At 67.7% G+C, this 22,853-nt stretch carries 21 protein-coding genes; 18 read left to right on the top strand and 3 right to left on the bottom strand.

All coding sequences use genetic code 11. The annotated features are described in order from the left end of the window. Positions 1-150: 150 nt before the first annotated feature. Positions 151-810 carry a ribosome biogenesis GTP-binding protein YihA/YsxC gene (yihA, locus tag WS96_RS12585; protein ID WP_034209737.1) on the bottom strand — a complete coding sequence of 220 codons (660 nt, stop codon included), beginning with the start codon at positions 808-810 and terminating at the stop codon, positions 151-153. Positions 811-1,024: 214 nt separating this feature from the next. Between yihA and WS96_RS12590 the strand changes: the two genes are divergently transcribed. The 5 genes from WS96_RS12590 to msrQ all read left to right on the top strand — a co-directional run bounded on the left by WS96_RS12590 (position 1,025) and on the right by msrQ (position 7,166). Continuing rightward, positions 1,025-1,678 (top strand): c-type cytochrome, encoded by a 654-nt coding sequence (locus WS96_RS12590; RefSeq protein ID WP_011546640.1) that lies wholly within the window; start codon positions 1,025-1,027, stop codon positions 1,676-1,678. Positions 1,679-1,895: 217 nt separating this feature from the next. Beyond that, positions 1,896-4,109 carry a cytochrome c biogenesis protein ResB gene (locus WS96_RS12595; protein ID WP_059832868.1) on the top strand — a complete coding sequence of 738 codons (2,214 nt, stop codon included), beginning with the start codon at positions 1,896-1,898 and terminating at the stop codon, positions 4,107-4,109. 4 nt (positions 4,110-4,113) lie between these two features. Beyond that, on the top strand, positions 4,114-5,304 hold the full coding sequence (gene ccsB / locus WS96_RS12600) for a c-type cytochrome biogenesis protein CcsB (protein WP_059832871.1): 1,191 nt from the start codon (positions 4,114-4,116) through the stop codon (positions 5,302-5,304). A 159-nt stretch (positions 5,305-5,463) separates the two neighbouring features. Next, complete coding sequence (gene msrP / locus WS96_RS12605; RefSeq protein ID WP_059827647.1) at positions 5,464-6,459, top strand: protein-methionine-sulfoxide reductase catalytic subunit MsrP; 996 nt, start codon at positions 5,464-5,466, stop codon at positions 6,457-6,459. A gap of 20 nt (positions 6,460-6,479) precedes the next feature. Then, positions 6,480-7,166 (top strand): protein-methionine-sulfoxide reductase heme-binding subunit MsrQ, encoded by a 687-nt coding sequence (msrQ, locus tag WS96_RS12610; protein ID WP_059832874.1) that lies wholly within the window; start codon positions 6,480-6,482, stop codon positions 7,164-7,166. Positions 7,167-7,248: 82 nt separating this feature from the next. Here msrQ and lptM read toward each other — a convergent pair whose 3' ends face one another. Next, complete coding sequence (lptM, locus tag WS96_RS12615; RefSeq protein ID WP_034209742.1) at positions 7,249-7,527, bottom strand: LPS translocon maturation chaperone LptM; 279 nt, start codon at positions 7,525-7,527, stop codon at positions 7,249-7,251. 36 nt (positions 7,528-7,563) lie between these two features. Here lptM and cyaY point away from each other — a divergent pair, with 36 nt between their 5' ends. After that, on the top strand, positions 7,564-7,890 hold the full coding sequence (cyaY, locus tag WS96_RS12620) for an iron donor protein CyaY (RefSeq protein WP_059832877.1): 327 nt from the start codon (positions 7,564-7,566) through the stop codon (positions 7,888-7,890). 81 nt (positions 7,891-7,971) lie between these two features. Here cyaY and WS96_RS12625 read toward each other — a convergent pair whose 3' ends face one another. After that, entirely contained in the window at positions 7,972-10,359 is a 2,388-nt protein-coding gene (locus tag WS96_RS12625; RefSeq protein ID WP_156443625.1) for a penicillin-binding protein 1A, read from the bottom strand. Positions 10,360-10,585: 226 nt separating this feature from the next. Here WS96_RS12625 and WS96_RS12630 point away from each other — a divergent pair, with 226 nt between their 5' ends. The 12 genes from WS96_RS12630 (at position 10,586) to ugpQ (ending at position 22,736) form a co-directional block, all read left to right on the top strand. Further along, entirely contained in the window at positions 10,586-11,509 is a 924-nt protein-coding gene (locus tag WS96_RS12630; protein WP_059832880.1) for a hypothetical protein, read from the top strand. After that, entirely contained in the window at positions 11,509-12,162 is a 654-nt protein-coding gene (locus WS96_RS12635) for a hypothetical protein (protein WP_059832883.1), read from the top strand. Before WS96_RS12630 ends, WS96_RS12635 begins: the two co-directional genes overlap by 1 nt. Further along, positions 12,159-13,025: a hypothetical protein gene (locus WS96_RS12640; RefSeq protein ID WP_059832886.1), complete on the top strand. Its 867-nt coding sequence runs from the start codon at positions 12,159-12,161 to the stop codon at positions 13,023-13,025. The genes WS96_RS12635 and WS96_RS12640 overlap by 4 nt, the downstream gene beginning before the upstream one ends. Further along, positions 13,022-14,653 carry a type IV pilus secretin PilQ gene (locus WS96_RS12645; protein ID WP_059832889.1) on the top strand — a complete coding sequence of 544 codons (1,632 nt, stop codon included), beginning with the start codon at positions 13,022-13,024 and terminating at the stop codon, positions 14,651-14,653. The genes WS96_RS12640 and WS96_RS12645 overlap by 4 nt, the downstream gene beginning before the upstream one ends. 40 nt (positions 14,654-14,693) lie before the next feature. Beyond that, complete coding sequence (locus tag WS96_RS12650; protein WP_059832892.1) at positions 14,694-15,248, top strand: shikimate kinase; 555 nt, start codon at positions 14,694-14,696, stop codon at positions 15,246-15,248. Further along, entirely contained in the window at positions 15,245-16,324 is a 1,080-nt protein-coding gene (aroB, locus tag WS96_RS12655; protein ID WP_059832895.1) for a 3-dehydroquinate synthase, read from the top strand. Before WS96_RS12650 ends, aroB begins: the two co-directional genes overlap by 4 nt. Positions 16,325-16,364: 40 nt before the next feature. After that, positions 16,365-17,573, top strand: coding sequence for a deoxyguanosinetriphosphate triphosphohydrolase (locus WS96_RS12660; RefSeq protein ID WP_059832899.1), 1,209 nt, complete (start codon positions 16,365-16,367; stop codon positions 17,571-17,573). 88 nt (positions 17,574-17,661) lie between these two features. Beyond that, positions 17,662-18,996, top strand: coding sequence for a sn-glycerol-3-phosphate ABC transporter substrate-binding protein UgpB (gene ugpB, locus WS96_RS12665; protein WP_059832901.1), 1,335 nt, complete (start codon positions 17,662-17,664; stop codon positions 18,994-18,996). A gap of 97 nt (positions 18,997-19,093) precedes the next feature. After that, positions 19,094-19,978, top strand: coding sequence for a sn-glycerol-3-phosphate ABC transporter permease UgpA (ugpA, locus tag WS96_RS12670; protein ID WP_059832904.1), 885 nt, complete (start codon positions 19,094-19,096; stop codon positions 19,976-19,978). After that, positions 19,975-20,820, top strand: a complete 846-nt coding sequence (ugpE, locus tag WS96_RS12675; RefSeq protein ID WP_034209753.1) for a sn-glycerol-3-phosphate ABC transporter permease UgpE — start codon at positions 19,975-19,977, stop codon at positions 20,818-20,820. Before ugpA ends, ugpE begins: the two co-directional genes overlap by 4 nt. Positions 20,821-20,852: 32 nt before the next feature. Next, positions 20,853-21,938 carry a sn-glycerol-3-phosphate import ATP-binding protein UgpC gene (locus WS96_RS12680; protein ID WP_059832906.1) on the top strand — a complete coding sequence of 362 codons (1,086 nt, stop codon included), beginning with the start codon at positions 20,853-20,855 and terminating at the stop codon, positions 21,936-21,938. A 27-nt stretch (positions 21,939-21,965) separates the two neighbouring features. Next, positions 21,966-22,736, top strand: a complete 771-nt coding sequence (ugpQ, locus tag WS96_RS12685) for a glycerophosphodiester phosphodiesterase (RefSeq protein WP_059832909.1) — start codon at positions 21,966-21,968, stop codon at positions 22,734-22,736. Positions 22,737-22,853: the final 117 nt, after the last annotated feature.

Raw genomic sequence — 22,853 nt, forward strand, 5'->3', positions numbered from 1 at the left:
AGCTCCCCGCTTCTCCTCCCTGAGCGGGTGCCTGTCGTTTTTCGATTAGGCTGTTTGACCCGCCGTTCGACGGCGGGTTTTTTTATGAGCCGGCCGAATCCGCAGGTGCCGTCAGGTGCGCACGGCCGATCCGAGCCGCGCGTTGCCCGCTCATTGTGCTACAGGCTCGCTTTTTTCGTCGGCGACGGACGGCCGCAGCCAGCTCTCGATCAGTTCATGGGCCTCGTCGAGCCCCGTGCGCTTCAGCGCCGAGAACAGCTGGACCGTCAGCTTGCCCTGCACGCCCTGGTCGCGATACGCGTCGAGCCCCTTCTGCGTATTGCGCAACGCGTTGATGCTTTCCTGGCGCGTCAATTTGTCGCACTTGGTCAGCAGCGTGTGGATCGGCTTGCCGGTCGGCGCGAACCACTCGATCATGCGTCGATCGAGATCGGTCAGCGGACGGCGCGAATCCATCATCAGGATCAGGCCGCAAAGCTGCGAGCGCGTCGCGAGATAGGACGACAGCAGCATTTCCCAATGCGCCTTCGCGGCGCCGGGCACTTCCGCATAGCCGTAGCCGGGCAGGTCGACGAGGTTCGCGACGGGCTCGGCGGCCGGGCCGACGGAGAAGTAGTTGATATGCTGCGTGCGGCCGGGCGTCTTCGACGCGAAGGCCAGCCGCTTCTGGTTGCAGAGCACGTTGATCGCCGTCGACTTGCCGGCATTCGAGCGGCCCGCGAACGCGATTTCCGGCTGAACCGTCGGCGGCAGGTCGCGCAGATGGTTGACGGTCGTGTAGAAGCGGGCTTGATGGAGCAGAAAGGCCATGGGAACCGGAAGGACGGGCGGCGCGAGCCGCTTGGTGGAGGCGGGGTAGCCCCGATAGGCGCGGGAGCTTTCAACACGATATTGTACAATACGGCGGTTTTACCGAAGCCCACCGGGCGCCTGCCTCGCGCTTTTATGTGGCTTCTGCGGTAGACTGGACGCCGTCGTTTTTTGCAGAACCTCAAATTCCCACAAGACGAAACAGGGTGTGCGAATGAATCGACTGTGCAAGTCTCTGATGGTGCTTCAGGTTGCAGCAGGGTTCGTAGGTTTCGTAGCGGAGGCAAACGCGGCAGATGCGGCCAAGCCGGATCTCGACCGCGGCAAGGCGATTGCCGGGCAAGTCTGCGCGTCGTGTCACGGCGCCGACGGCAATAGTGCGTCGGGCAGTTTCCCGAAGCTTGCCGGCCAGCATCCCGAATATCTGGTCAAGCAGTTGAACGACTTCAAGACGCAGCCGGGCGCGAAGGGGCCGGTGCGGAACAACGCGGTGATGGTCGGATTCGCGAGCGCGTTGAGCGCGGACGACATGCGCAACGTCGCCGCGTACTACGGGTCGCAGACGACGAAGCTCGGTACCGCACGCGATGCGGCGACCGTGCCGGTCGGCCAGAAGATCTATCGCGGCGGCATCGCGGAAAAGGGCGTACCCGCCTGCGCGAGCTGCCACGGCCCGACGGGGCAGGGGATCCCGGTCCAGTATCCGCGTCTGTCGGGGCAATGGGCCGATTACACGGTCGCGCAGTTGACCGCGTTCCAGCAGGGTGCCGGTGCGCGCAACAACAACGAGGCGATGCATCAGATCGCGTCGCGGCTGTCGGATACCGAGATCAAGGCCGTCGCGGATTACATCGCGGGCCTGCGTTGAGCGGTCGGCCGCGAATGGAATGACCGGGCGCCCGAAGGGCGACCGGAGTCAGAACAAGAAAAGGGTGGGGCGCCGCGCCGTCGCGGTTGCCTCGCCCTTCTTTTTTGTCGGCACTCGCCGGGCCGAGCCGGATGGAGCGGCTTGCCGGCGATGGGGGCTGCGCCCCCGAAGCGAACATAGTGAGCGTGGGGGGTGTTTCCCCTTAGTCGGAGTTTGAATGAGCGTTACCACGTCGGGGTTGCAGTCGAAGTCGAGTCAGGGTGCGTCGAAACGCGCGGTCGAGCTGCTGAGCTCGATGCGCTTCGCGATCGCGCTGCTGGTGGTGCTGTCGATTGCGAGCATCATCGGCACGGTCCTGACCCAGGACGATCCGTATCCGAACTACGTGAACCAGTTCGGGCCGTTCTGGGCGGACATCTTCCGCTCGCTCGGCCTGTACAACGTGTACAGCGCGTGGTGGTTCATGCTGATCCTGATCTTCCTCGTCGCGTCGATCTCGCTGTGCGTGATCCGCAACGCGCCGAAGATGCTCGCCGATGCGAAGAGCTGGAAGGACAAGGTCCGCGAAGGCAGTCTGCGCGCATTCCACCACAAGGCCGAGTACACGGCGTCCGGCACGCGCGCGAGCGTCGCGGCCACGCTCGCCACGTTCGTCGCGAAGGCCGGCTACAAGCACGTCGTGCGTGAAACCGACGGCGCGACGCTGATCTCCGCGAAGCGCGGCGCGATGACCAAGTGGGGCTACATCTCCGCGCACCTCGCGATCGTCGTGATCTGTATCGGCGGTCTGCTCGACAGCAACCTGCCGATCAAATTCCAGATGTGGATGTTCGGCAAGAGTCCGGTCAACACGAGCGCGACGATCAGCGAGATCTCGCCCGACCATCGCCTGTCCGCGTCGAACCCGACCTTCCGCGGTTATGCGTGGGTGCCGGAGGGCCAGTTCGTGTCGACCGCGATCCTGAACCAGCCGAGCGGCTCGCTGATTCAGGATCTGCCGTTCTCGATCCAGCTCGACAAGTTCATCGTCGATTACTACACGACGGGCATGCCGAAGCTGTTCGCGAGCGACATCGTCGTGATCGATCGCGAGACCGGCCGGAAGATCCCGGCGCGGGTCGAGGTCAACAAGCCGTTCACGTACAAGGGCGTGTCGATCTACCAGTCGAGCTTCCAGGACGGCGGCTCGCAGATGCAGATGACGGCCTATCCGATGACGGGCAGCCACGCGGCGACCTTCCCCGTGAAGGGCACGATCGGCAGTTCGGCGCCGCTGCAGGTCCCGGGCGCCGACGGCGATACGATCGAGTTCTCCGATTTTCGCGCGATCAACGTCGAGAACATGGCCGACGCGAGCGGCAAGCCCGATGTGCGCGGCGTCGCGACGACGAGTTCGCTGAAGGAAGTGTTCGACGAGCGGCTCGGCTCGGGCGCGAAGACGTCGAAGCCGACGCAGCTCCACAACATCGGCCCGTCGGTGCAGTACAAGATCCGCGGCAAGGACGGCCAGGCGCGCGAATTCAACAACTACATGCTGCCCGTCGACATGAACGGCGAGCGCGTGTTCCTCGCCGGCGTGCGCGCGAGCCCGAACGACCCGTTCCGCTACATGCGGATTCCGGCCGACAGCCAGGATTCGATCGGCGAATGGATGCGCCTGCGCGCCGCGCTCGAGGATCCGGCCGTGCGCACGGAAGCCGCCGCACGCTTCGCGCAGCGCTCGCTGCCGGGCGATGCGTCGCTGCGCGGCCGTCTGCAGGACAGTGCATCGAAGGTGCTGACCCTTTTTGCGGCGAGCGACGACAGCGTCGGCCGCGGCGCGGACGGCCAGCCGGTCGGCGGCTTCCAGGCGGTGGCGACCTTCATCGACCGCTCGGTGCCGAAGGGCGAGCAGGAGAAGGCCGCGAGCCTGCTGCTGCGGATGCTCGAGGGCTCGATGTGGGAGGTCTGGCAGATCGCCCGCGAGCGTGCCGGCGAGCCGGCGGCGCAGCAGGGCACCGACACGATCCGCTTCGTGCAGAACGCGATCAATGCGCTATCCGACAGCTTCTTGTATGGATCGCCGGTCTATTTGCAGCTTGACTCGTTCAAGCAGGTGCAAGCTTCGGTATTTCAGCTCACGCGCGCACCCGGCAAGAATCTGGTGTATCTTGGCAGCCTGTTGCTGGTCGCCGGCATCTTCTCGATGTTCTACGTGCGCGAGCGGCGACTCTGGTTCTGGCTGAAGGACGCCGGTTCGGGCGTCGATGTGGTGATGGCAATGTCCACGGCCCGCAAGACCTTCGATTTCGAGAAAGAATTCGTGCAGACGCGCGACGCGGCCGGCGGCGCCTTGCGCGCCGCACCTCGCGACGCCGCGCCCGCCGGTGCGGCGTCGACGGCCCGTCCGCCTGTCGGCGGCGGTTCCGATTCCGAGAATTCCACCCGGTAACATCATGGATCTCACGCAAGTTTCCTCTTCCCGTACGGCGCCGGCTGCGGCGCCGGCATCGTCGCCGCTGTTCGACGACCGTCCGTTCCTCGCGCGCCTGTCGCTGTTCGACTGGCTGTTCGCCCTGGCGCTGGTGGCGGGCGCGGGCTATGCGCTCGTGCACTACAACGCGCACATGGATTACTACGACAAGGCGGTGATGGTCGGCACCGTGCCGGCGCTCGTCGCGCTCGGCTGGCGCTGGAAGCCCGCGCGGCTGATGATGGCGTCGATCGCCGTGCTGTCGCTGCTGTCGATCCAGATCTACCAGGGCGATCTCGCCCGCGCCGATTCGGCGTTCTTCCTCAAGTATTTCCTGTCGAGCCAGTCGGCGATCCTGTGGATGAGCGCGCTGTTCGTGCTCGCGACGATCTTCTACTGGATCGGCCTGCTCGCCCGCTCCGAAACGGGCGCCGCGATCGGCCAGAAGCTCACGTGGGTCGCCGTGCTGATGGGCTTCACGGGGTTGATGGTGCGCTGGTACGAGTCCTACCTGATCGGTGCGGACGTCGGACACATCCCCGTGTCGAACCTCTATGAAGTGTTCGTGCTGTTCAGCCTGATCACCGCGCTGCTTTATCTGTATTACGAAGGCCACTACGGCACGCGCTCGCTCGGCGCGTTCGTGCTGCTGGTCATCAGTGCGGCGGTCGGCTTCCTGATGTGGTACTCGGTCGCGCGCGATGCGCAGCAGATCCAGCCGCTCGTGCCGGCGCTGCAAAGCTGGTGGATGAAGATCCACGTGCCGGCGAACTTCATCGGCTACGGCAGCTTTGCGCTGTCGGCGATGGTGTCGGTCGCGTACCTGATGAAGGAGCGCGGGATCCTCGCCGATCGCCTGCCGACGCTGGAAGTGCTCGACGACGTGATGTACAAGTCGATCGCGGTCGGTTTCGCGTTCTTCACGATCGCGACGATCCTCGGCGCGCTGTGGGCGGCCGAAGCGTGGGGCGGCTACTGGAGCTGGGACCCGAAGGAAACCTGGGCGCTGATCGTATGGCTGAACTACGCGGCGTGGCTGCACATGCGGTTGATGAAGGGGCTGCGCGGCGCGGTGGCCGCGTGGTGGGCGCTCACCGGCCTGCTGGTCACGACGTTCGCGTTCCTCGGCGTCAACATGTTCCTGTCCGGGCTGCACAGCTACGGCAAGCTGTAAGATTTCCGCCGCTCGTCCGACCCTACGACCGCCGGTGCACTGCGTGCCCGGCGGTTTTCTTTTGTAACGGGCGGGCGAACCGGGCGTCGAACGGCGCGTGACGGGCCGGGTCGAACGCTCATGAAGCATGCGCGCCGCGCATGCGGGAGGAACTGCACGATGTGGATCAAACGCCCTTTGCGTAACGTACTGACCGGCGCGGATATCGCGCCGAGCGAGATCACTCCGCGCGCGGTATTTGAGAACCGGCGGCGCGTGTTGCAGGCGGCCGGCCTCGCGGCCGCGGGCGGCCTGTTCGGCGCCAGCGGCGCGGCGCTCGCCGCGTATGCGTCGCCCGACCCGCGGGCGGCGAAGCTCGCGGCAAAAACGAACCCGACATTCGTCGCCATCGACAAGGTGACGCCGTTCAAGGACATCACGTCCTACAACAACTTCTACGAATTCGGCACCGACAAGCGCGATCCGGCGCAGAACGCCGGCACGCTGCGGCCGCGCCCGTGGCGCGTGAGCGTCGAAGGCGAGGTGCAGCACCCGAAGGTGTTCGATCTCGACGAGTTGCTGAAGCTCGCGCCGCTCGAGGAGCGCGTGTACCGGCTGCGCTGCGTCGAGGGCTGGTCGATGGTGATTCCGTGGATCGGCGTGCCGCTGTCCGAGCTGATCAGGCGCGTGCAGCCGACCGGCAACGCGAAATACGTGCAGTTCGTCACGCTGGCCGATCCGTCTCAGATGCCGGGCCTGTCGACGCCCGTGCTCGACTGGCCGTATTCGGAAGGGCTGCGCATGGACGAGGCGATGCATCCGCTGACGCTGCTGACGATGGGCGTCTACGGGCAGGTGCTGCCCAACCAGAACGGCGCACCGGTGCGGATCGTCGTGCCGTGGAAGTACGGCTTCAAGAGCGCGAAGTCGCTCGTGAAGATCCGCTTCGTCGACAAGCAGCCGAAGACGAGCTGGAACACGTACGCGGCGAACGAATACGGCTTTTATTCGAACGTGAACCCGAACGTCGATCATCCGCGCTGGAGCCAGGCGACCGAGCGGCGTATCGGCGAGGACGGCTTCTTCACGCCGAAGCGCAAGACGCTGATGTTCAACGGCTACGGCGATCTGGTCGCGTCGATGTATCAGGGCATGGACCTGAAGAAGAATTTCTGAGCGCGACCGTGAGAAACGACATGCCTCCTTCGACGCTCACGTCTGCCCGCGCCGCGGGCGACGGGCCGGCCGCGCGCACGGCGCGGGCCGGTGCGAGCCGCCCCATTGCGCCGCGCTGGGTCGCACCGGCCAAGGTGCTGGTGTTCGCGGCCGGCCTCTATCCGCTCGCGCGCATCGTGCTGTTCGGGCTGACCGATCGGCTCGGCGCGAACCCGATCGAGTTCGTCACGCGCTCGACGGGCTTGTGGACGCTCGTCCTGTTGTGCATCACGCTTGCCGTCACGCCGGTGAGGCGCATGACGGGTTTCGCGCCGCTGCTGCGCTTTCGCCGGATGATCGGGCTGTTCGCGTTCTTTTACGCGACGCTGCATTTCACGACCTACCTGTGGTTCGACAAGTGGTTCGACGTCGTCGCGATCCTGAAGGACGTCGGCAAGCGCCCGTTCATCACGGTCGGCTTCGCGGCGTTCGTGCTGCTGATTCCGCTCGCCGCGACGTCGCCGCGCGCGATGGTGCGCCGGCTCGGTCGCCACTGGGCGACGCTGCACAGCGCGATCTATGCGATCGCGCTGTTCGGCGTGCTGCACTTCTGGTGGATGCGGGCCGGCAAGCACGATCTCGCGCAGCCGAAGCTCTACGCGGCGATCGTCGCCGCGTTGCTCGGCTGGCGACTGGTTGCGTGGGGATGGCGGCGCGTGCGCGCATGACGGGGCGGCCCGGAAAAAGCAAAAGGCGATGACCGAATGGTCATCGCCTCGTTTCGAGCGCCGCGCGGGCGGCAGCGCGGCGTTACTTCGTGGCGGCCGGGCCCGATGCCGGGGCGGGCAGCGTCGATGCACTGCTCGACAACTCGGGCGATAGCGCGAGCGGCGAACCGGACGTGTCGGGCGTCTCGTCGGACGACGCGTTCTCGTCGGTCGGTTTCACGTCCGACGGCGGCGTGTCCTGTTGCTGGATCGGCTTGGGCATCGGCGGCACGGTGGGCAGATAGAGCGCGCCGCTTTGACCGCAGCCGGCAAGAATCGCCAAAGCCGCTACAATCGCGCTCATCCGGAAAACGACTCGCATGATCGTCCCTGAACAATTTAACCGATAGAGTTTAGCATGTCCGATACCGAATACCTGGCCCGCGCAGAGGCCGTGCTGGCGGCCGTCGAGCGTACCGTGGACGCCGCGAACGACGGCGATCACGACATCGACCTGGAGCGCAACGGCAGCGTGCTGACGCTGACGTTCGAGAACGGCTCGAAGATCATCGTCAACCTGCAGCCGCCGATGAAGGAAGTGTGGATTGCCGCGAAGGCGGGCGGATTCCACTACCGTTTCATCGACGGCGCATGGCGCGATACGCGCACGGGCACCGAGTTCTTCGCGGCGCTCACCGAGTACGCGACCCAGCAGGCCGGCCTGCCGATCACGTTCAGCGCGTGACGGCCGGGGCACTGCCCCCCAACGTCGTGCCCAACGAAAAAGCGCCCCGTGGGGCGCTTTTTTCATGGCCGGGGCCGCGGGTCAGTGGCCGCGGAACAGGTTCATGATGTCCTGCTTTTCCTGTTCGTCGACGTGCGGTACGGCCTCGTCGACGTTCTGTGCGGCCGGCGCCTGCGGCACGCCGACCGTCGACACGAAGCCGTGACCCGGCGTGAACTCGGTGAAGTACAGCTCGCCGCCGAGCGATTCGACGCCGTCAGGCGCCGTCGGCTTGAACTCGGGCACGCCCTTGAGCGCCGCACCCATGTAGTCGATCCAGACCGGCAGTGACAGGCCGCCGCCGGTTTCCCGATCGCCGAGGCTGCGCGGATTGTCGTAGCCGATCCACGCGATCGCGGCGAGCGTGTGCTGGTAGCCGGCGAACCACGCGTCGTGCGAGTCGTTCGTCGTGCCGGTCTTGCCCGCGAGGTCGGTGCGCTTCAGCACGTTGGTCCGCGCGCCCGTGCCGCGCTGCGCGACGCTCTGCAGCAGGCTGTTCATCACGTAGGCGTTGCGCGCGTCGATCGCGCGCGGCGCGTTCTGCTCGGCGACGAGCGGCTGCGCGCGCGCGACGATCGCGCCGTTCGGATCGGTGACTTCGGCGATCAGGTACGGATTGATGCGGTAGCCGCCGTTCGCGAAGACCGAATACGCGCCCGCCATCTGCAGCGGCGTGACCTGGCCGGCGCCGAGTGCCATCGGCAGGTAGGCGGGATGGCGCTCGGCGTCGAAGCCGAAGCGCGTGATGTATTGCTGCGCGTATTTCGTGCCGATGTGGTTCAGGATCCGGATCGAAACGAGGTTGCGCGAGCGCTGCAGCGCGGTGCGCATCGACATCGGGCCCTCGAAGCCGCCGCCGTAGTTCTTCGGCTCCCACGGCTGGCCGCCGGTTTCCGCGGCGCTGAAATACAGCGGGCCGTCGTTGATCACGGTGGCCGGCCCGAGGCCCTTGTCGAGCGATGCCGAGTAGATGAACGGCTTGAACGACGAACCCGGCTGCCGCCACGCCTGCGTGACGTGGTTGAACTTGTTCTTGTTGTAGTCGAAGCCGCCGACGAGCGAGCGGATCGCGCCGTCCTGCGGGACGATCGACAGGAACGCGCCTTCGACCTGCGGCAACTGCGTGATCGACCATTTGCCGGCGTCGTTCTTCACGACACGGACGATCGCGCCGGGGCGGATGCGGCGGTTCGGCTGCGCGTTGGCGGACAGCGCGCCCGACGCGAAGCGCAGGTTGTCGCCCTCGATCGTCGCCGTGCTGCCGTCGATGAACGCAACCGTGATCTGGCGCGGGCTCGCGGCCGTCACGACCGCGGCGATCAGCTCGCCGTTGTCGGGGTGCTCGAGCAGCGCGTCGTCGATCGCCTGTTCGCGATCGTCGGCACCGGCCGGCAGCTCGATGAAGCCCTCCGGCCCGCGATAGCCGTGGCGGCGCTCGTAATCCATGATGCCCTTGCGCAGCGCGGTGTACGCGACCTGCTGGTCCGCGGAATCGATCGTCGTGACGACGTTAAAGCCGCGCGTGTAGGTTTCCTCGCGATACTGCGCGTACATCATCTGTCTGACCATTTCGGCGACGTACTCGGCATGCACGCTGAAATCGCGGCCCGGCCCCTTGACGACGAGCGGCTGCGCGGCGGCTTCGTCGTACTGTTCGCGCGTGATGAAGTTCAGCTCGAGCATCCGCTGCAGGATGTATTCCTGACGCACCTTCGCGCGCTTCGGGTTCACGACCGGGTTGTACGCGGACGGCGCCTTCGGCAGCCCCGCGAGCATCGCGGCTTCCGCGAGCGTGATGTCCTTCAGGTCCTTGCCGAAATAGACCCGCGCGGCGCTCGCGAAGCCGTACGCGCGCTGGCCGAGATAGATCTGATTCATGTAGACCTCGAGAATCTGATCCTTCGTCAGCGCGCGCTCGATCCGGTACGCGAGCAGCATCTCGTAGATCTTGCGCGTGTAGGTTTTCTCGCTCGACAGGAAGAAGTTGCGCGCGACCTGCATCGTGATCGTGCTCGCGCCCTGCGACGCGTGGCCGTTCGTCAGCGCGACGAAGCCGGCGCGGATGATGCCGGTGAGATCGACGCCGCCGTGATCGTAGAAGCGCGCGTCCTCGATCGCGAGGATCGCCTTCTTCAGCGAGTCGGGCACGTCCTTGAAATGGACGACGTCGCGGCGCTCCTCGCCGAATTCGCCGATCAGCACGTGATCCGACGTATAGATGCGCAGCGGCACCTTCGGCCGATAGTCGGTCAGCGCGTCGAGCGACGGCATGTTCGGCCACGCCACGACGAGCGCGTAGCCGAGCACGAGGCCGCCGGCCACGACGAGGGCCACGCACATCGCGGCGAAGCCGAGCAGGACTTTTTGCCACCAGGGTCGCTTCTTCGGCTCCGGGGCGGGAGGCGGGGACGTAGGAGTCGTGGATTGCATAGGCATACCGGAAAACAGTCCCGCGATTATAGCTGCCCGGTAAGACCGGTCCTGACGCGGGGGCCGCCCGTCGGAAAGCCGCGGGTCGGCGTGCCGTCAGCATAGTCCGGGCGCGGCCGCCACGAGCGGATACTGGCCGTCTGGCCGACTGTCGGCCGCACGCGTCGCTTTGCAGAATCAGGTCTCGGAAACGCGGCGTGGGCCGCGACGATCTCGGGAGGCTGGGATGGCAGGACGATGGGTGGCGCGGTTTGCACCGGGCAGGCATCGGTCGACGGGAATCGACGTCGGTGCGCACGAAGTGAGGGTGGCCGTGCTGAGCCGGCGCGGCCGGGACGCGGACGTGCGCGTCGAGGGGCTCGAGCGTGAACCGGTCGGGTTGGCGGACGGGCCGGAAGACGCGCGCTGGGCGGCGGTCGCGCGGTCGCTGGCGGCAGCCGTGGCGCGGCTGTCGGCGTCCGATGTGCGGTGCGACGCGCACGGCGTGATGGCGCTGCACGACGACGAGATGCGCACCGCGACGCTCGATCTGGCCGGGCGCGGCGACATCCCGGATGCCGCGCGGCAGGCGGCCGAGCGCATCTCGGGGCTGGCGCCGGACAGTCTCGCGTTCGACTGGCGGCACTACGGCGGCGCGCGGTCCGGCGAGATCGCGGTGGCGGTGGCGCCGCTGGCGCTGCTCGAGCGGCGGATCGACGTGGCCGCCCAGGCCGGTATCGACCTGACGGTGATCGACGGCGAGTCGGCCGCCGTGCTGCGCGCGCTGCGCTATGCCGCGCAGTTCGAACTCGACGCGCAGGGCGCCTACGCGGCGCTCTGGTTCTGCGACACGGGCGTGCGCGGCTGGCGAATCGAGGGCCCGTCGACCACCCCGGCGCTCGCGCTGTCCGGCACGTTGCCGGAGGCACTTCCCGATGCGTTGCGCCGACGTGTGTTCGGGGCCGTGCGGTGCGTACTCGTTGCCGGGGACGAGCGATCTATCGCCCGCTTCGATACGTCCGTCGCCGAGATCGGCGACGTGCTCGGCACGGCGGCGCTCCCGTTCGACTGCACGGGCTGGGACGGCCAGCCGTGCGCGCGCGCCGGCATGCCGGGCGGCCCGGCGTTTGCCGTCGCAGTCGGGCTGGCGTTGCGCGGGGTGTGGGAATGATGGCCGATCACGTGGCGGCGAACGGAGGCGGGGCGGTGGCGGCCGGGCAGGCGGGACGGGCGATATTCGGCGACTTCAACCTGCTGCCGTACCGCGAACGATTGGCGCAGGCGTTACGGCGCCGTCGGGCCGCGCAGTGCGGTGTGGCGATCCTGCTCGGCATGCTCGGCGCCGGCCTGTGGACGGGCGCCGCCGTGTTGTCGCGGTGGCGAGTGGACGCCGAGCGCGCCGGCGTGGAGGCACGGCTGCGGCAGTTGCAGCCGCAAGTGGCCGTTGCGACGCGCGCCGCCCATGCCGCCGCCGCCATCGCGCAGCGCGAAGCGCAGGCGGCTGCGCTGGCCGCGCCTTACCGGCGCGTGGCAGGGTTGCTGGCGACCCTGAAGCAAGTGCGCGCCGATCATGTCCGGCTCGACGCACTGCGCATGACGACGACCGGCGCCGTGCTCGACGCGCGCGCCGCGAGTTACCGGGCGGCTGCGCGGTGGCTCGCCGCGATGGCGCGCGAGCAGCGCGACTGGCGGATCGATATCGAGACGTTGAAGCCTGCGTCGGATGCGCCGGCTTCCGCGGCCGGGATGCCGTTCCTTTTCTCGGTGCAGTTGCGCTGGCACGACGCGATGTCGTCGCGGACGGTGTCGGGAGGGGGCGCATGACGGCGCTCGTGCATCGGCCGGCGCTGCACGCACGCGCCGGGGCGGGCCGCATGCCGCGCGTGTCGCCGGCGGCCGTGCACGTCGCGGGTTGCGTGCTGGCATTCGTTGCCGTGTCGGCCGGCGGCATTCATCTGGCGAATACGGCCGACTGGAGCGGGCTGGCACACGGTCGCGCGTTGCTCGCCGCAGCGCAGGCGCGTGAGGCCGACGCGCAACGCGTGCTTGCTTCCGCCGGACAACGGCGTGACGGGCATCGTGCGTCGGCGCGCGACGATCGGTTGCCGGATGCGCCGGAATGGGCCGAGTTGATGCTGGAGCTGGCCGACGTCGCTGCATCGAGCGGGCTGCAGGGTGTGTCGATCGAACCGCAGCGCGCCGATGGCGCGGCACCGGACGGCCGGCGCACCGTGCGCATCGTCGCGGATGGCGGCTTTCGCGCGCTAGCGCATATGGTCGGCGGGCTGGCGCGCTTGCCGGTGTTGGCCGTACCGTCGGCGCTGCGTATCGAGCGTGGCATGTCGGCGGTGCGGGTGGATATGTCCGTCGACGTGTTTCCGGCGCTGCCGGCAGCCACCGCCGCGGCGGCCGACACGCCGGTTCGTGCCGCTGCGTCCGACGCCGATCCGTTCGGTGAGGCTGGCCCGACCGAAGCGGCGCAGCGCGCAGCTCGTCTTGCCGGCACGATTCGCGATGCGCGTACCGGTCTCGCGTTGTTCGACGACGGCGACGGCGCGTTCACGATCGTCGCGCCCGGCGAGGTGCTGGGGGCCGCGCGCGTGGTGCGCGTCGATCGCGCTGCCGTGACGCTTGCGACGGCGGACGGATCGCAGCGGCTCGTCCTGGACGACGGAGGCCGGCCATGACGAAACATGGCTGTTGGGTGTTTGTCGTTTGGGCCGGCATGACGACGGCTGATGCAAGCGCGTCGTTGCCGCCGCTGCCGGCGGTCTGGCCGGCCGGGTCGACGGAGGTGTCGATGCCGGGCCTGTCGCAGCCGTTGCGCGTGGCTGACGGCGTGGACGGCGCGGTAGCGGAGGACGCCGGCCCGTCGCCGTTCGATCAGGCAGCGCGTGCGGCGCGGCAGACGGAAACCGCCGCACCGCTCCCCACGCTGGAGGGGCCGCCGATCCCGCTGGCGCCACCGGCCCGAATGAGCGACGCCGCGGCGCGGCAACCCGGCGATGCAGACGACGCGCGGCGGATCTCGCTGAATCTGCAGGGCGCCGGCCTCGCGGCTGCGTTCGACGCGATCGCGCGGTTCACGGGGCTCAATATCGTCGTCGGCGAGCAGGTGCGCGGCACGGTGACGTTACGTCTGAACAACGTCCGCTGGCGCGAAGCGTTCGACACGCTGCTCGACACGCACGGGCTCGCGATGTCCCGGCGCGGCAACGTGATCTGGGTCACGCCGGCAATCGAACTGGCTGCGCGCGAACGCGAGCGCTTCGAAATGCATGCGCGGGCCGCCGATCTGGAGCCGCTCGCGAGCCGTACGTTCGCGCTGCACTATCCGCGCGCGCAGGACGTGCAACGGCTGCTGGCCGGCGCGACCGGCCAGCGCCTGCTGTCGAAGCGCGGCGCCGCGGCGGCCGATCCGCGCACGAACCTGCTGTTCGTGACCGATCTCGCGCCGCGCCTCGCTCAGATCGCGGGCCTGATCGACGCGATCGACCGGCCGTCGCGGCAGGTCCGCATCGAGGCCCGCATCGTCGAGGGCGAGCAGGGTTTCTCGCGCAACCTTGGCGCGCGCGTCGCGCTGCGTGCGCAGGGACGGCCGTCGTCGGCCGAGGGGGCGTCGTTCACGGCGGACGCGCGCAACGCGCTGGATCTCGCCGCGCGGCCGCTCGGCGGTTTCGACGCGGCGACTGCCGGCTTCACGCTGTTCGCCGCGCCGCTCAGCCGCGTACTCGACATCGAACTGAGTGCGCTCGAGGCACAGGGTCGGGGCCAGATCGTTTCGCGTCCGCGGGTGGTGACGGCGGACCGCGTCAAGGCCATCGTCGAACAGGGTTCCGAGCTGCCGTACCAGGCGAAGGTCGGCAATGGCATGAGCGGCGTGCAGTTCCGTCGTGCGACGCTCAAGCTGGAGGTCGAGCCGCAGATCACGCCGGACGGGCGCGTGGTGCTCGATCTCGACGTGACCAAGGACAGCGTCGGCGAGCCGACCGCGGCCGGCCCCGCCATCCATACGAAGCACGTGCAGACGCGCGTCGAGGTCGAGAATGGCGGGACGGTCGCGATCGGCGGCATCTATGAACAACTGAACCGGAACGATGTGACGCGCGTGCCGCTCTTGGGCAAAATACCGATTCTGGGCGCGCTTTTCCGGCACCGCGCGCAGCGTGACCAGCGCCACGAACTGGTCGTCTTCATCACGCCGACCGTCGTCGAGGCGCGTTGCGGCGCATCCGACACGGGCGACGTGGACGCCGAGAAAACGGGGCCGGAAGCCGCCGGCGCAGGCTCGACAAGGCAGCCGCTTTGCCAGTAAGCTGCGCCACACACCAGCAAGATTGAAGCAGAGGAAGCCGTTGCAAGCGCGGGACCCACATGCAAACGTATTTTTCGTCGGCCTTATGGGAGCGGGTAAGACCACCGTGGGCCGTGCGGTCGCGCGTCGTCTCGACAGGACGTTCTTCGACTCCGACCACGAAATCGAGGCCCGTACGGGCGCGCGCATTCCGGTGATCTTCGAGCTGGAGGGCGAGGCCGGGTTTCGCGACCGCGAAACGCAGGTCATCGCCGATCTCGCGCAGCGCGAGAACATCGTGCTCGCGACGGGCGGCGGCGCGGTGCTGCGTCCGGAAAATCGCGTCAGCCTGAAAACCAACGGCATCGTCGTCTACCTGCGCGCCAATCCGCACGATCTGTGGCTGCGCACGCGCAAGGACAAGAACCGCCCGCTGTTGCAGACGGAAGATCCGAAGGGGCGTCTCGAAGCGTTGTACGAAGTGCGCGACCCGCTGTACCGCGAATGCGCGGATTTCGTCATCGAGACCGGCCGTCCGTCGGTCAACGGTCTCGTCAACATGGTGCTGATGCAACTCGAACTGGCCGGCGTCATCGCCAAGCCGCTACAAGCATGATTACTGTCAACGTCGATCTGGGCGACCGCGCCTATCCGATTCATATTGGCGCCGGCCTGATCGGCCGCACCGAGCTGTTCGCTCCCCACATCAACGGCTCGTCCGTCACGATCGTCACGAACACGACGGTCGATCCGCTTTACGGCGACGCGCTGCGCGCGGCGCTCGCGCCGCTCGGCAAGCGCGTGTCGACGGTCGTGCTGCCGGACGGCGAGGCGTACAAGAACTGGGAAACGCTGAACCTGATCTTCGACGGCCTGCTCACCGATCACGCGGATCGCAAGACGACGCTCGTCGCGCTCGGCGGCGGCGTGGTCGGCGACATGACGGGCTTTGCCGCCGCGTGCTACATGCGCGGCGTGCCGTTCATCCAGGTACCGACGACGCTGCTGTCGCAGGTCGATTCGTCGGTCGGCGGCAAGACGGGCATCAATCACCCGCTCGGCAAGAACATGATCGGCGCGTTCTACCAGCCGCAGGCCGTGATCGCGGACATCGGCGCGCTGACGACGCTGCCCGATCGCGAACTGGCGGCGGGCGTCGCCGAAGTCATCAAGACGGGCGCGATCGCCGATGCCGAGTTCTTCGACTGGATCGAGGCGAACGTCGGTGCGCTGAACCGTCGCGAGCCGGCTGCGCTCGCGCATGCGGTGAAGCGTTCGTGCGAGATCAAGGCGAGCGTCGTCGCGGCCGACGAGCGCGAAGGCGGCCTGCGCGCGATCCTGAATTTCGGCCACACGTTCGGCCATGCGATCGAGGCCGGGCTCGGCTACGGCGAATGGCTGCACGGCGAGGCGGTCGGCTGCGGGATGGTGATGGCGGGCGACCTGTCGGTGCGGCTCGGTCTCTTCGACGAAGCGTCGCGGCAGCGCCTCGATGCGGTGATCGCGGCCGCGCATCTGCCGACCCGCGGGCCCGCGCTCGGCGACACGCGCTACATGGATCTGATGCGCGTCGACAAGAAGGCCGAGGCCGGCGCGATCAAGTTCATCCTGCTGAAGCGATTCGGCGATACGCTGATCACGCAGGCGCCGGACGAAGCGGTATTCGCTACACTGGCGCAGACGACCCACTAACGGCGGCGCGGATGTGCCGGCGCCCTGACATGGAGGAGACGTGAGCGAGACATCCAGCCGAACACTGTCCGAAGCCGGCCGCGCATCCGCCGCGCCGGTGGCCGAGCCGCCGACGCTGGCGGCGCTGGAAGCCCATCTCGCTCCGTATGCCGCGCACGCGTCGCAGTCGCGCGGCCGCCGCCATCCGGAAAACCCGCCGGCGGCGCGCACCGAATTCCAGCGCGATCGCGACCGCATCGTCCATTCGACCGCGTTTCGCCGGCTCGAATACAAGACGCAGGTCTTCGTCAATCACGAAGGCGACCTGTTCCGCACACGCCTCACGCACAGCCTCGAAGTCGCGCAGATCGCGCGCTCGGTCGCGCGCAACCTGCGCCTGAACGAGGATCTCGTCGAAGCGATCTCGCTCGCGCACGATCTCGGCCATACGCCGTTCGGCCATGCCGGGCAGGACGCGCTGAATGCGTGCATGCGCGAGCATGGCGGCTTCGAGCACAACCTGCAGAGCCTCGCCGTGGTCGACGAGCTCGAGGAGCACTACGGCGCGTTCAACGGATTGAACCTGTGCTTCGAGACGCGCGAAGGCATCCTGAAGCACTGCTCGCGCGAGAACGCGCGCAAGCTCGGCGCGCTCGGCGAGCGCTTCCTGCAGGGCCGCCAGCCGTCGCTCGAAGCGCAGCTCGCGAACATCGCCGATGAAATCGCGTACAACAACCACGACGTCGACGACGGCCTGCGCTCCGGCCTGATCACGATCGAGCAGCTCGCGGAAGTCGAGCTGTGGCAGCGTCACTACGAAGCGGCGCTCGCCGAATTCCCGCATCTCGAAGGCCGCCGTCTCGTGCACGAGACGGTGCGCCGCATCATCAACACGCTGATCGTCGACCTGATCGACGAGACGACGCGCAATCTCGTGCGCGTCGCGCCCGCGTCGCTCGACGACGTGCGCGACGCACCGCCGCTCGTGTCGCACAGCCCCGAGGTCGCCGCGCAGGCGGCGGCCCTCAAGCGCTTCCTCTTCAAGAACCTGTATCGCCACTACAAGGTGATGCGCATGGCGAGCAAGGCGCAGCGCGTCGTCACGGGCTTGTTCGACGCGTTCATCGACGATCCGCGCCTGCTGCCGCCGCCGTACCAGTCCGACGACGCGGCGCAGCAGCCGCGTCTCGTCGCGCACTACATCGCCGGCATGACCGACCGCTTCGCGCTGAAGGAATACCAGCGCCTGTTCGTCATCAACGACAACTGACTGTCACAAACGATCACTAGACTTCGCCGGTTCAATGGCGACGGGAATGTTGCACACGCTGTTGGTAACGTTTTCATAGGAGAGGTCGATGAAGAAGAAGCCTGCGGGGACACTGGTTCGGTCGATCGCGCTCGGCGGCGCGTTGATGTTCGGGGCGCAACACGTCGCGCTCGCCGCAACGGAAATCCAGTTCTGGCATGCGATGGAGGCCGCGCTCGGCGAGCGGGTCAATGCGATCGCCGACCAGTTCAACGCGTCGCAAAGCGACTACAAGATCGTGCCGGTCTTCAAGGGCACCTACGACCAGGCGCTCGCGGCCGGCATCGCGGCCTATCGCAGCGGCAACGCGCCGGCGATCCTGCAGGTGTACGAAGTCGGCACGGCGACGATGATGCAGGCGAAGAAGGCGGTCGTGCCCGTCTACGACGTGTTCAAGCAGGCCGGCGTGACGCTCGACGAAAAGGCGTTCGTGCCGACCATCGCGAGCTACTACAGCGACGCGAAGACGGGCCACCTGGTCTCGATGCCGTTCAACAGCTCGACGCCGGTGCTGTACTACAACAAGGACGCGTTCAAGAAGGCGGGCCTCGATCCGAACCAGCCGCCGAAGACGTGGGCCGACGTGAAGGTGGATGCCGAGAAGCTGCGCAAGTCGGGGATGGCCTGCGGCTTCACGACCGGCTGGCAGGGCTGGATCCAGCTCGAAAACTACAGCGCTTGGCATGGGCTGCCGTTCGCGAGCCGCAACAACGGCTTCGACGGTACGGACGCGGTGCTCGAGTTCAACAAGCCGCAGCAGATCGCCCATATCGCGTTCCTGCAGCAGATGGCGAAGGACGGCACGTTCACGTACGCGGGCCGCAAGGATGAAGCGTCGGCGAAGTTCTACAGCGGCGACTGCGGGATCCTGACGACGTCGTCGGGGGCGCTCGCGAACGTGCAGAAATTCGCGAAGTTCAGCTACGGCACGGGGATGCTGCCGTACGACGCGGACGTGAAGGGCGCGCCGCAGAACGCGATCATCGGCGGCGCGAGCCTGTGGGTGCTGGCCGGCAAGGATCCGGCGACCTACAAGGGCGTCGCGAAATTCCTCGCGTACCTGGCAACGCCTGCCGTCGCCGCGAAGTGGCACCAGGATACGGGCTACCTGCCGGTGACGACCGCCGCGTACGACCTGACGCGCCAGCAGGGCTTCTACGCGAAGAACCCGAGCGCCGAAACCGCGATCAAGCAGATGTTGAACAAGCCGCCGCTGCCGTACACGAAGGGGCTGCGGCTGGGCAACATGCCGCAGATCCGCACGATCGTCGACGAGGAGTTCGAACAGGTCTGGGCGCAGAAGAAGTCGCCGAAGGACGCGCTCGATTCGGCCGCCTCGCGCGGCGACGAACTGCTGCGCCGCTTCGAGAAGTCGGGCGGCTGAGCGCGCATCGCGTTCGTGCCGCCGGCGGCGCCGCGCGTCAGCGCGTGCCGTCCGGCGGCGCGGTTTCCCTTCCGTTTCGCCTGACCGGACACCCGCGATGCAATCCCGTTCCCGTTTCGGTACGAGCCCGGTGCCGTACCTGCTGATCGCGCCGCAGCTCGCGATCACCGCCGTGTTCTTCCTGTGGCCGGCCGGCGTCGCGCTGTGGCAGTCGACGCAGACGCAGGACGCGTTCGGCACGTCGAGCGAGTTCGTCGGCTTCGCGAACTTCGCGCACCTGTTCGCCGATCCGCTGTATCTCGATTCGTTCCGCACGACGCTCGTGTTCAGCTCGCTCGTCACGGTGAGCGGGCTCGTCGTGTCGCTGCTGCTCGCCGCATGCGCCGACCGCGTGATCCGCGGCGCGCGCGTGTACCGCACGCTGCTGATCTGGCCGTACGCGGTCGCGCCGACGATCGCGGCCGTGCTGTGGGCATTCCTGTTCAACCCGAGCATCGGCCTGATCACGTATGCGCTCGCGAAGGGCGGCATCGTATGGAACCACGCGCTGAACGGCGGTCAGGCGATGTTTCTCGTCGTGCTGGCGTCGGTATGGAAGCAGGTGAGCTACAACTTCCTGTTCTTCTACGCGGGGCTGCAGGCGATTCCGCGCTCGCTGATCGAGGCGGCGGCGATCGACGGCGCGGGGCCGGTGCGGCGCTTCTTCAACATCGTGCTGCCGCTGCTGTCGCCGACGAGTTTCTTCCTGCTGGTCGTAAACCTCGTCTACGCGTTCTTCGACACCTTCCCGGTGATCGACGCGGCCACCGGCGGCGGCCCGGCGCAGAGCACCAGGACGCTGATCTACAAGATCTTCGCGGAAGGCTTCCAGGGGCTCGACATCGGCAGTTCGGGTGCGCAGTCGGTCGTGCTGATGATCATCGTCGTGGGACTCACGGTGATCCAGTTCCGCTTCGTCGAACGCAGGGTGCAATACGCATGATCGAGAATCGCAAGGGCTTCGACCTGTTCTGCCACGCGGTGCTGATCGCCGGCGTCGTCCTGATCGTGTTCCCCGTCTACGTCGCGTTCTGCGCGGCGACGATGAACGCGCAGGAAGTGTTCACGGTGCCGCTGTCGCTCGTGCCGAGCACGCACCTGTTCGAGAACGTCGCGTACATCTGGGGGCACGGCAGCGGCGGCACGACGGCGCCGTTCGGCCGCCTGCTCGTGAACAGCTTCGCGATGGCGCTCGGGATCGCGGTCGGCAAGATCGCGGTGTCGATCCTGTCCGCGTACGCGATCGTCTATTTCCGCTTCCCGTTTCGCAACACGGCGTTCTGGCTGATCTTCGTCACGCTGATGCTGCCGGTGGAAGTGCGGATCTTCCCGACCGTGCAGGTCGTGTCGACGCTGCATCTGACGAACACCTATGCGGGGCTCGCGATGCCGCTGATCGCATCGGCGACCGCGACGTTCCTGTTCCGTCAGTTCTTCATGACGCTGCCCGACGAGCTGATGGATGCGGCGCGCATCGACGGCGCGGGGCCGCTGCGCTTCTTCTGGGACGTCGTGCTGCCGCTGTCGAAGACGAGCATCGCCGCGCTGTTCGTGATCACGTTCATCTACGGCTGGAACCAGTATCTGTGGCCGATCCTGATCACGACGGAAGCGTCGCTGTCGACGGCGGTGGTCGGCATCAAGACGATGATCGCGAGCGGCGACGCCGCGACCGAATGGCAATACGTGATGGCGGCGACGCTGCTGGCGATGATCCCGCCGCTCGTCGTCGTGCTGGCGATGCAGCGCTGGTTCGTGCGCGGCCTCGTCGATTCCGAGAAATGAACGACCGACGGTAACCGGGAGAAGGACCAGGTATGGCTGCACTGAGCTTGAAGGGCGTCAGGAAATCCTACGACGGCAAGCAGCACGTGCTGCACGGCATCGACGTGGAGATCGCCGACGGCGAATTCATCGTGCTGGTCGGCCCGTCGGGCTGCGGCAAGTCGACGTTGCTGCGGATGATCGCGGGGCTCGAGTCGGTGACGGACGGCGAGATCGCGATCGGCGACCGGGTCGTCAACGCGCTGGAGCCGAAGGATCGCGACATCGCGATGGTGTTCCAGAACTATGCGCTGTACCCGCACATGACGGTCGCGCAGAACATGGGCTACGGGCTGAAGATCCGCGGCATCGAGCGCGCGACGATCGATTCGCGGGTGGCCGCGGCCGCGAAGATCCTCGAGCTCGAGCCGCTGCTCGCGCGGCGGCCGCGCGAGTTGTCGGGCGGCCAGCGGCAGCGCGTCGCGATGGGGCGCGCGATCGTGCGCGAGCCGTCGGTGTTCCTGTTCGACGAGCCGTTGTCGAACCTCGACGCGAAGCTGCGCGTGCAGATGCGGCTCGAGATCCAGCGGCTGCACGCGCGGCTCGCGACGACGAGCGTGTACGTGACGCACGACCAGATCGAGGCGATGACGCTCGCGCAGCGCGTGATCGTGATGAACCGCGGTTACGCGGAGCAGATCGGCGCGCCGGTCGACGTGTACGAGAAGCCTGCGACGGTGTTCGTCGCGGGCTTCATCGGCTCGCCGGCGATGAACCTGCTGCACGGCCGGCTGTCGGAAGACGGCGCGACCTTCACGGTCGCGGGCGGCGGCCCCGCGCTGCCGGTCGCCGGCGCGCCGGGCATCGGCCGCGAAATCGCCGCCGGGCGCGACTGGGTGCTCGGCGTGCGTCCCGAACACATGACGCCGCAGCCGGGCGTCGCGCAGGCGACGCTGCCGGTCGATTCGTGCGAGCTGCTCGGCGCGGACAATCTCGCGCACGGCCGCTGGGGCAATCACGACGTCGCGGTGCGCCTGCCGCACGCGGACCGTCCCGCGCGTGGCACCGCGCTCGCGGCGGCGTTGCCCGCGCACCGGCTGCATTTCTTCGATCCCGAAACCGGCAAGCGCGCCGGCTGAAACCGTCCGACTGCCGGGAGACCGACGATGACGATCCACCCCGACTGGCCCTATCCGCGCGTCGTCGCCCATCGCGGCGGCGGGACGCTCGCGCCGGAGAACACGCTTGCCGCGCTCGACGAAGGCGCGCGGCGCGGTCACCGGATGGTCGAGTTCGACGCGAAGCTGTCGGCCGACGACGTGACGTTCCTGCTGCACGACGATACCGTCGACCGGACGTCGAACGGCCACGGCGCGGCGGCAGGCATGCGTTATGCGGCGCTGGCTGCGCTCGACGCGGGCGCGTGGCGCGATGCGCGCTTCGCGGGCGAACGGATGCCGACGCTCGAGGCCGCGGCGGCGCGCTGCATCGCGCACGGGCTGGCGGCGAACGTCGAGATCAAGCCGTGCCCGGAGCGCGAGCGCGAAACGGGGCGGCGCGTGGCGGCCGACGCCGCCGCGTACTGGCGCGATGCCGCGGTGGCGCCGCTGCTGTCGTCGTTCTCGTTCGACGCACTGCAACAGGCGCGCGCGTCCGCGCCGGCGCTGCCGCGCGGAATGCTCTACGAGGTCGTGCCCGACGACTGGCATGCGCAGGTCGTCGACGCGCTCGGTTGCGTGTCGTTGCATGCAGACCACACTCGCCTCGACGAACCGCTCGTGCGCGCGATCAAGGGCGCCGGGCTGCGCATCCTGGTTTACACGGTGAACGACCTCGAACGGGCGCGCGAACTCGCGCGCTGGGGCGTCGACGCGGTCTGCACCGACCGCATCGACCTGATCGCGCCCGATGCGCTGGACGACATCGACGCCGTCTGACGGCCGCGGCCACGACCGCGGCGGCGTCCGGTAAAACCCTTGCCCGGGACGTGCCCGACGCGAAAAAACGACGCCCCGACGGGATGCCCGCCGGGGCGTTTTGCATCGTGGAGACGT

The organism is Burkholderia sp. MSMB1835 (genome assembly GCF_001526365.1).
Classification (GTDB): Bacteria; Pseudomonadota; Gammaproteobacteria; order Burkholderiales; family Burkholderiaceae; genus Burkholderia.

Excerpts from the sequence above, each read along its gene's own strand:
- ccsB (WP_059832871.1), top strand. The coding sequence starts at position 4,114 with ATGGATCTCACGCAAGTTTCCTCTTCCCGTACGGCGCCGGCTGCGGCG.
- WS96_RS12595 (WP_059832868.1), top strand. The coding sequence starts at position 1,896 with ATGAGCGTTACCACGTCGGGGTTGCAGTCGAAGTCGAGTCAGGGTGCG.
- aroB (WP_059832895.1), top strand. The coding sequence starts at position 15,245 with ATGATTACTGTCAACGTCGATCTGGGCGACCGCGCCTATCCGATTCAT.
- WS96_RS12640 (WP_059832886.1), top strand. The coding sequence starts at position 12,159 with ATGACGGCGCTCGTGCATCGGCCGGCGCTGCACGCACGCGCCGGGGCG.
- WS96_RS12625 (WP_156443625.1), bottom strand. The coding sequence starts at position 10,359 with ATGCAATCCACGACTCCTACGTCCCCGCCTCCCGCCCCGGAGCCGAAG.
- ugpB (WP_059832901.1), top strand. The coding sequence starts at position 17,662 with ATGAAGAAGAAGCCTGCGGGGACACTGGTTCGGTCGATCGCGCTCGGC.
- msrP (WP_059827647.1), top strand. The coding sequence starts at position 5,464 with ATGTGGATCAAACGCCCTTTGCGTAACGTACTGACCGGCGCGGATATC.
- ugpA (WP_059832904.1), top strand. The coding sequence starts at position 19,094 with ATGCAATCCCGTTCCCGTTTCGGTACGAGCCCGGTGCCGTACCTGCTG.
- WS96_RS12680 (WP_059832906.1), top strand. The coding sequence starts at position 20,853 with ATGGCTGCACTGAGCTTGAAGGGCGTCAGGAAATCCTACGACGGCAAG.
- msrQ (WP_059832874.1), top strand. The coding sequence starts at position 6,480 with ATGCCTCCTTCGACGCTCACGTCTGCCCGCGCCGCGGGCGACGGGCCG.
- WS96_RS12630 (WP_059832880.1), top strand. The coding sequence starts at position 10,586 with ATGGCAGGACGATGGGTGGCGCGGTTTGCACCGGGCAGGCATCGGTCG.
- ugpQ (WP_059832909.1), top strand. The coding sequence starts at position 21,966 with ATGACGATCCACCCCGACTGGCCCTATCCGCGCGTCGTCGCCCATCGC.
- ugpE (WP_034209753.1), top strand. The coding sequence starts at position 19,975 with ATGATCGAGAATCGCAAGGGCTTCGACCTGTTCTGCCACGCGGTGCTG.
- WS96_RS12590 (WP_011546640.1), top strand. The coding sequence starts at position 1,025 with ATGAATCGACTGTGCAAGTCTCTGATGGTGCTTCAGGTTGCAGCAGGG.
- WS96_RS12645 (WP_059832889.1), top strand. The coding sequence starts at position 13,022 with ATGACGAAACATGGCTGTTGGGTGTTTGTCGTTTGGGCCGGCATGACG.
- WS96_RS12635 (WP_059832883.1), top strand. The coding sequence starts at position 11,509 with ATGGCCGATCACGTGGCGGCGAACGGAGGCGGGGCGGTGGCGGCCGGG.
- lptM (WP_034209742.1), bottom strand. The coding sequence starts at position 7,527 with ATGCGAGTCGTTTTCCGGATGAGCGCGATTGTAGCGGCTTTGGCGATT.
- yihA (WP_034209737.1), bottom strand. The coding sequence starts at position 810 with ATGGCCTTTCTGCTCCATCAAGCCCGCTTCTACACGACCGTCAACCAT.
- cyaY (WP_059832877.1), top strand. The coding sequence starts at position 7,564 with ATGTCCGATACCGAATACCTGGCCCGCGCAGAGGCCGTGCTGGCGGCC.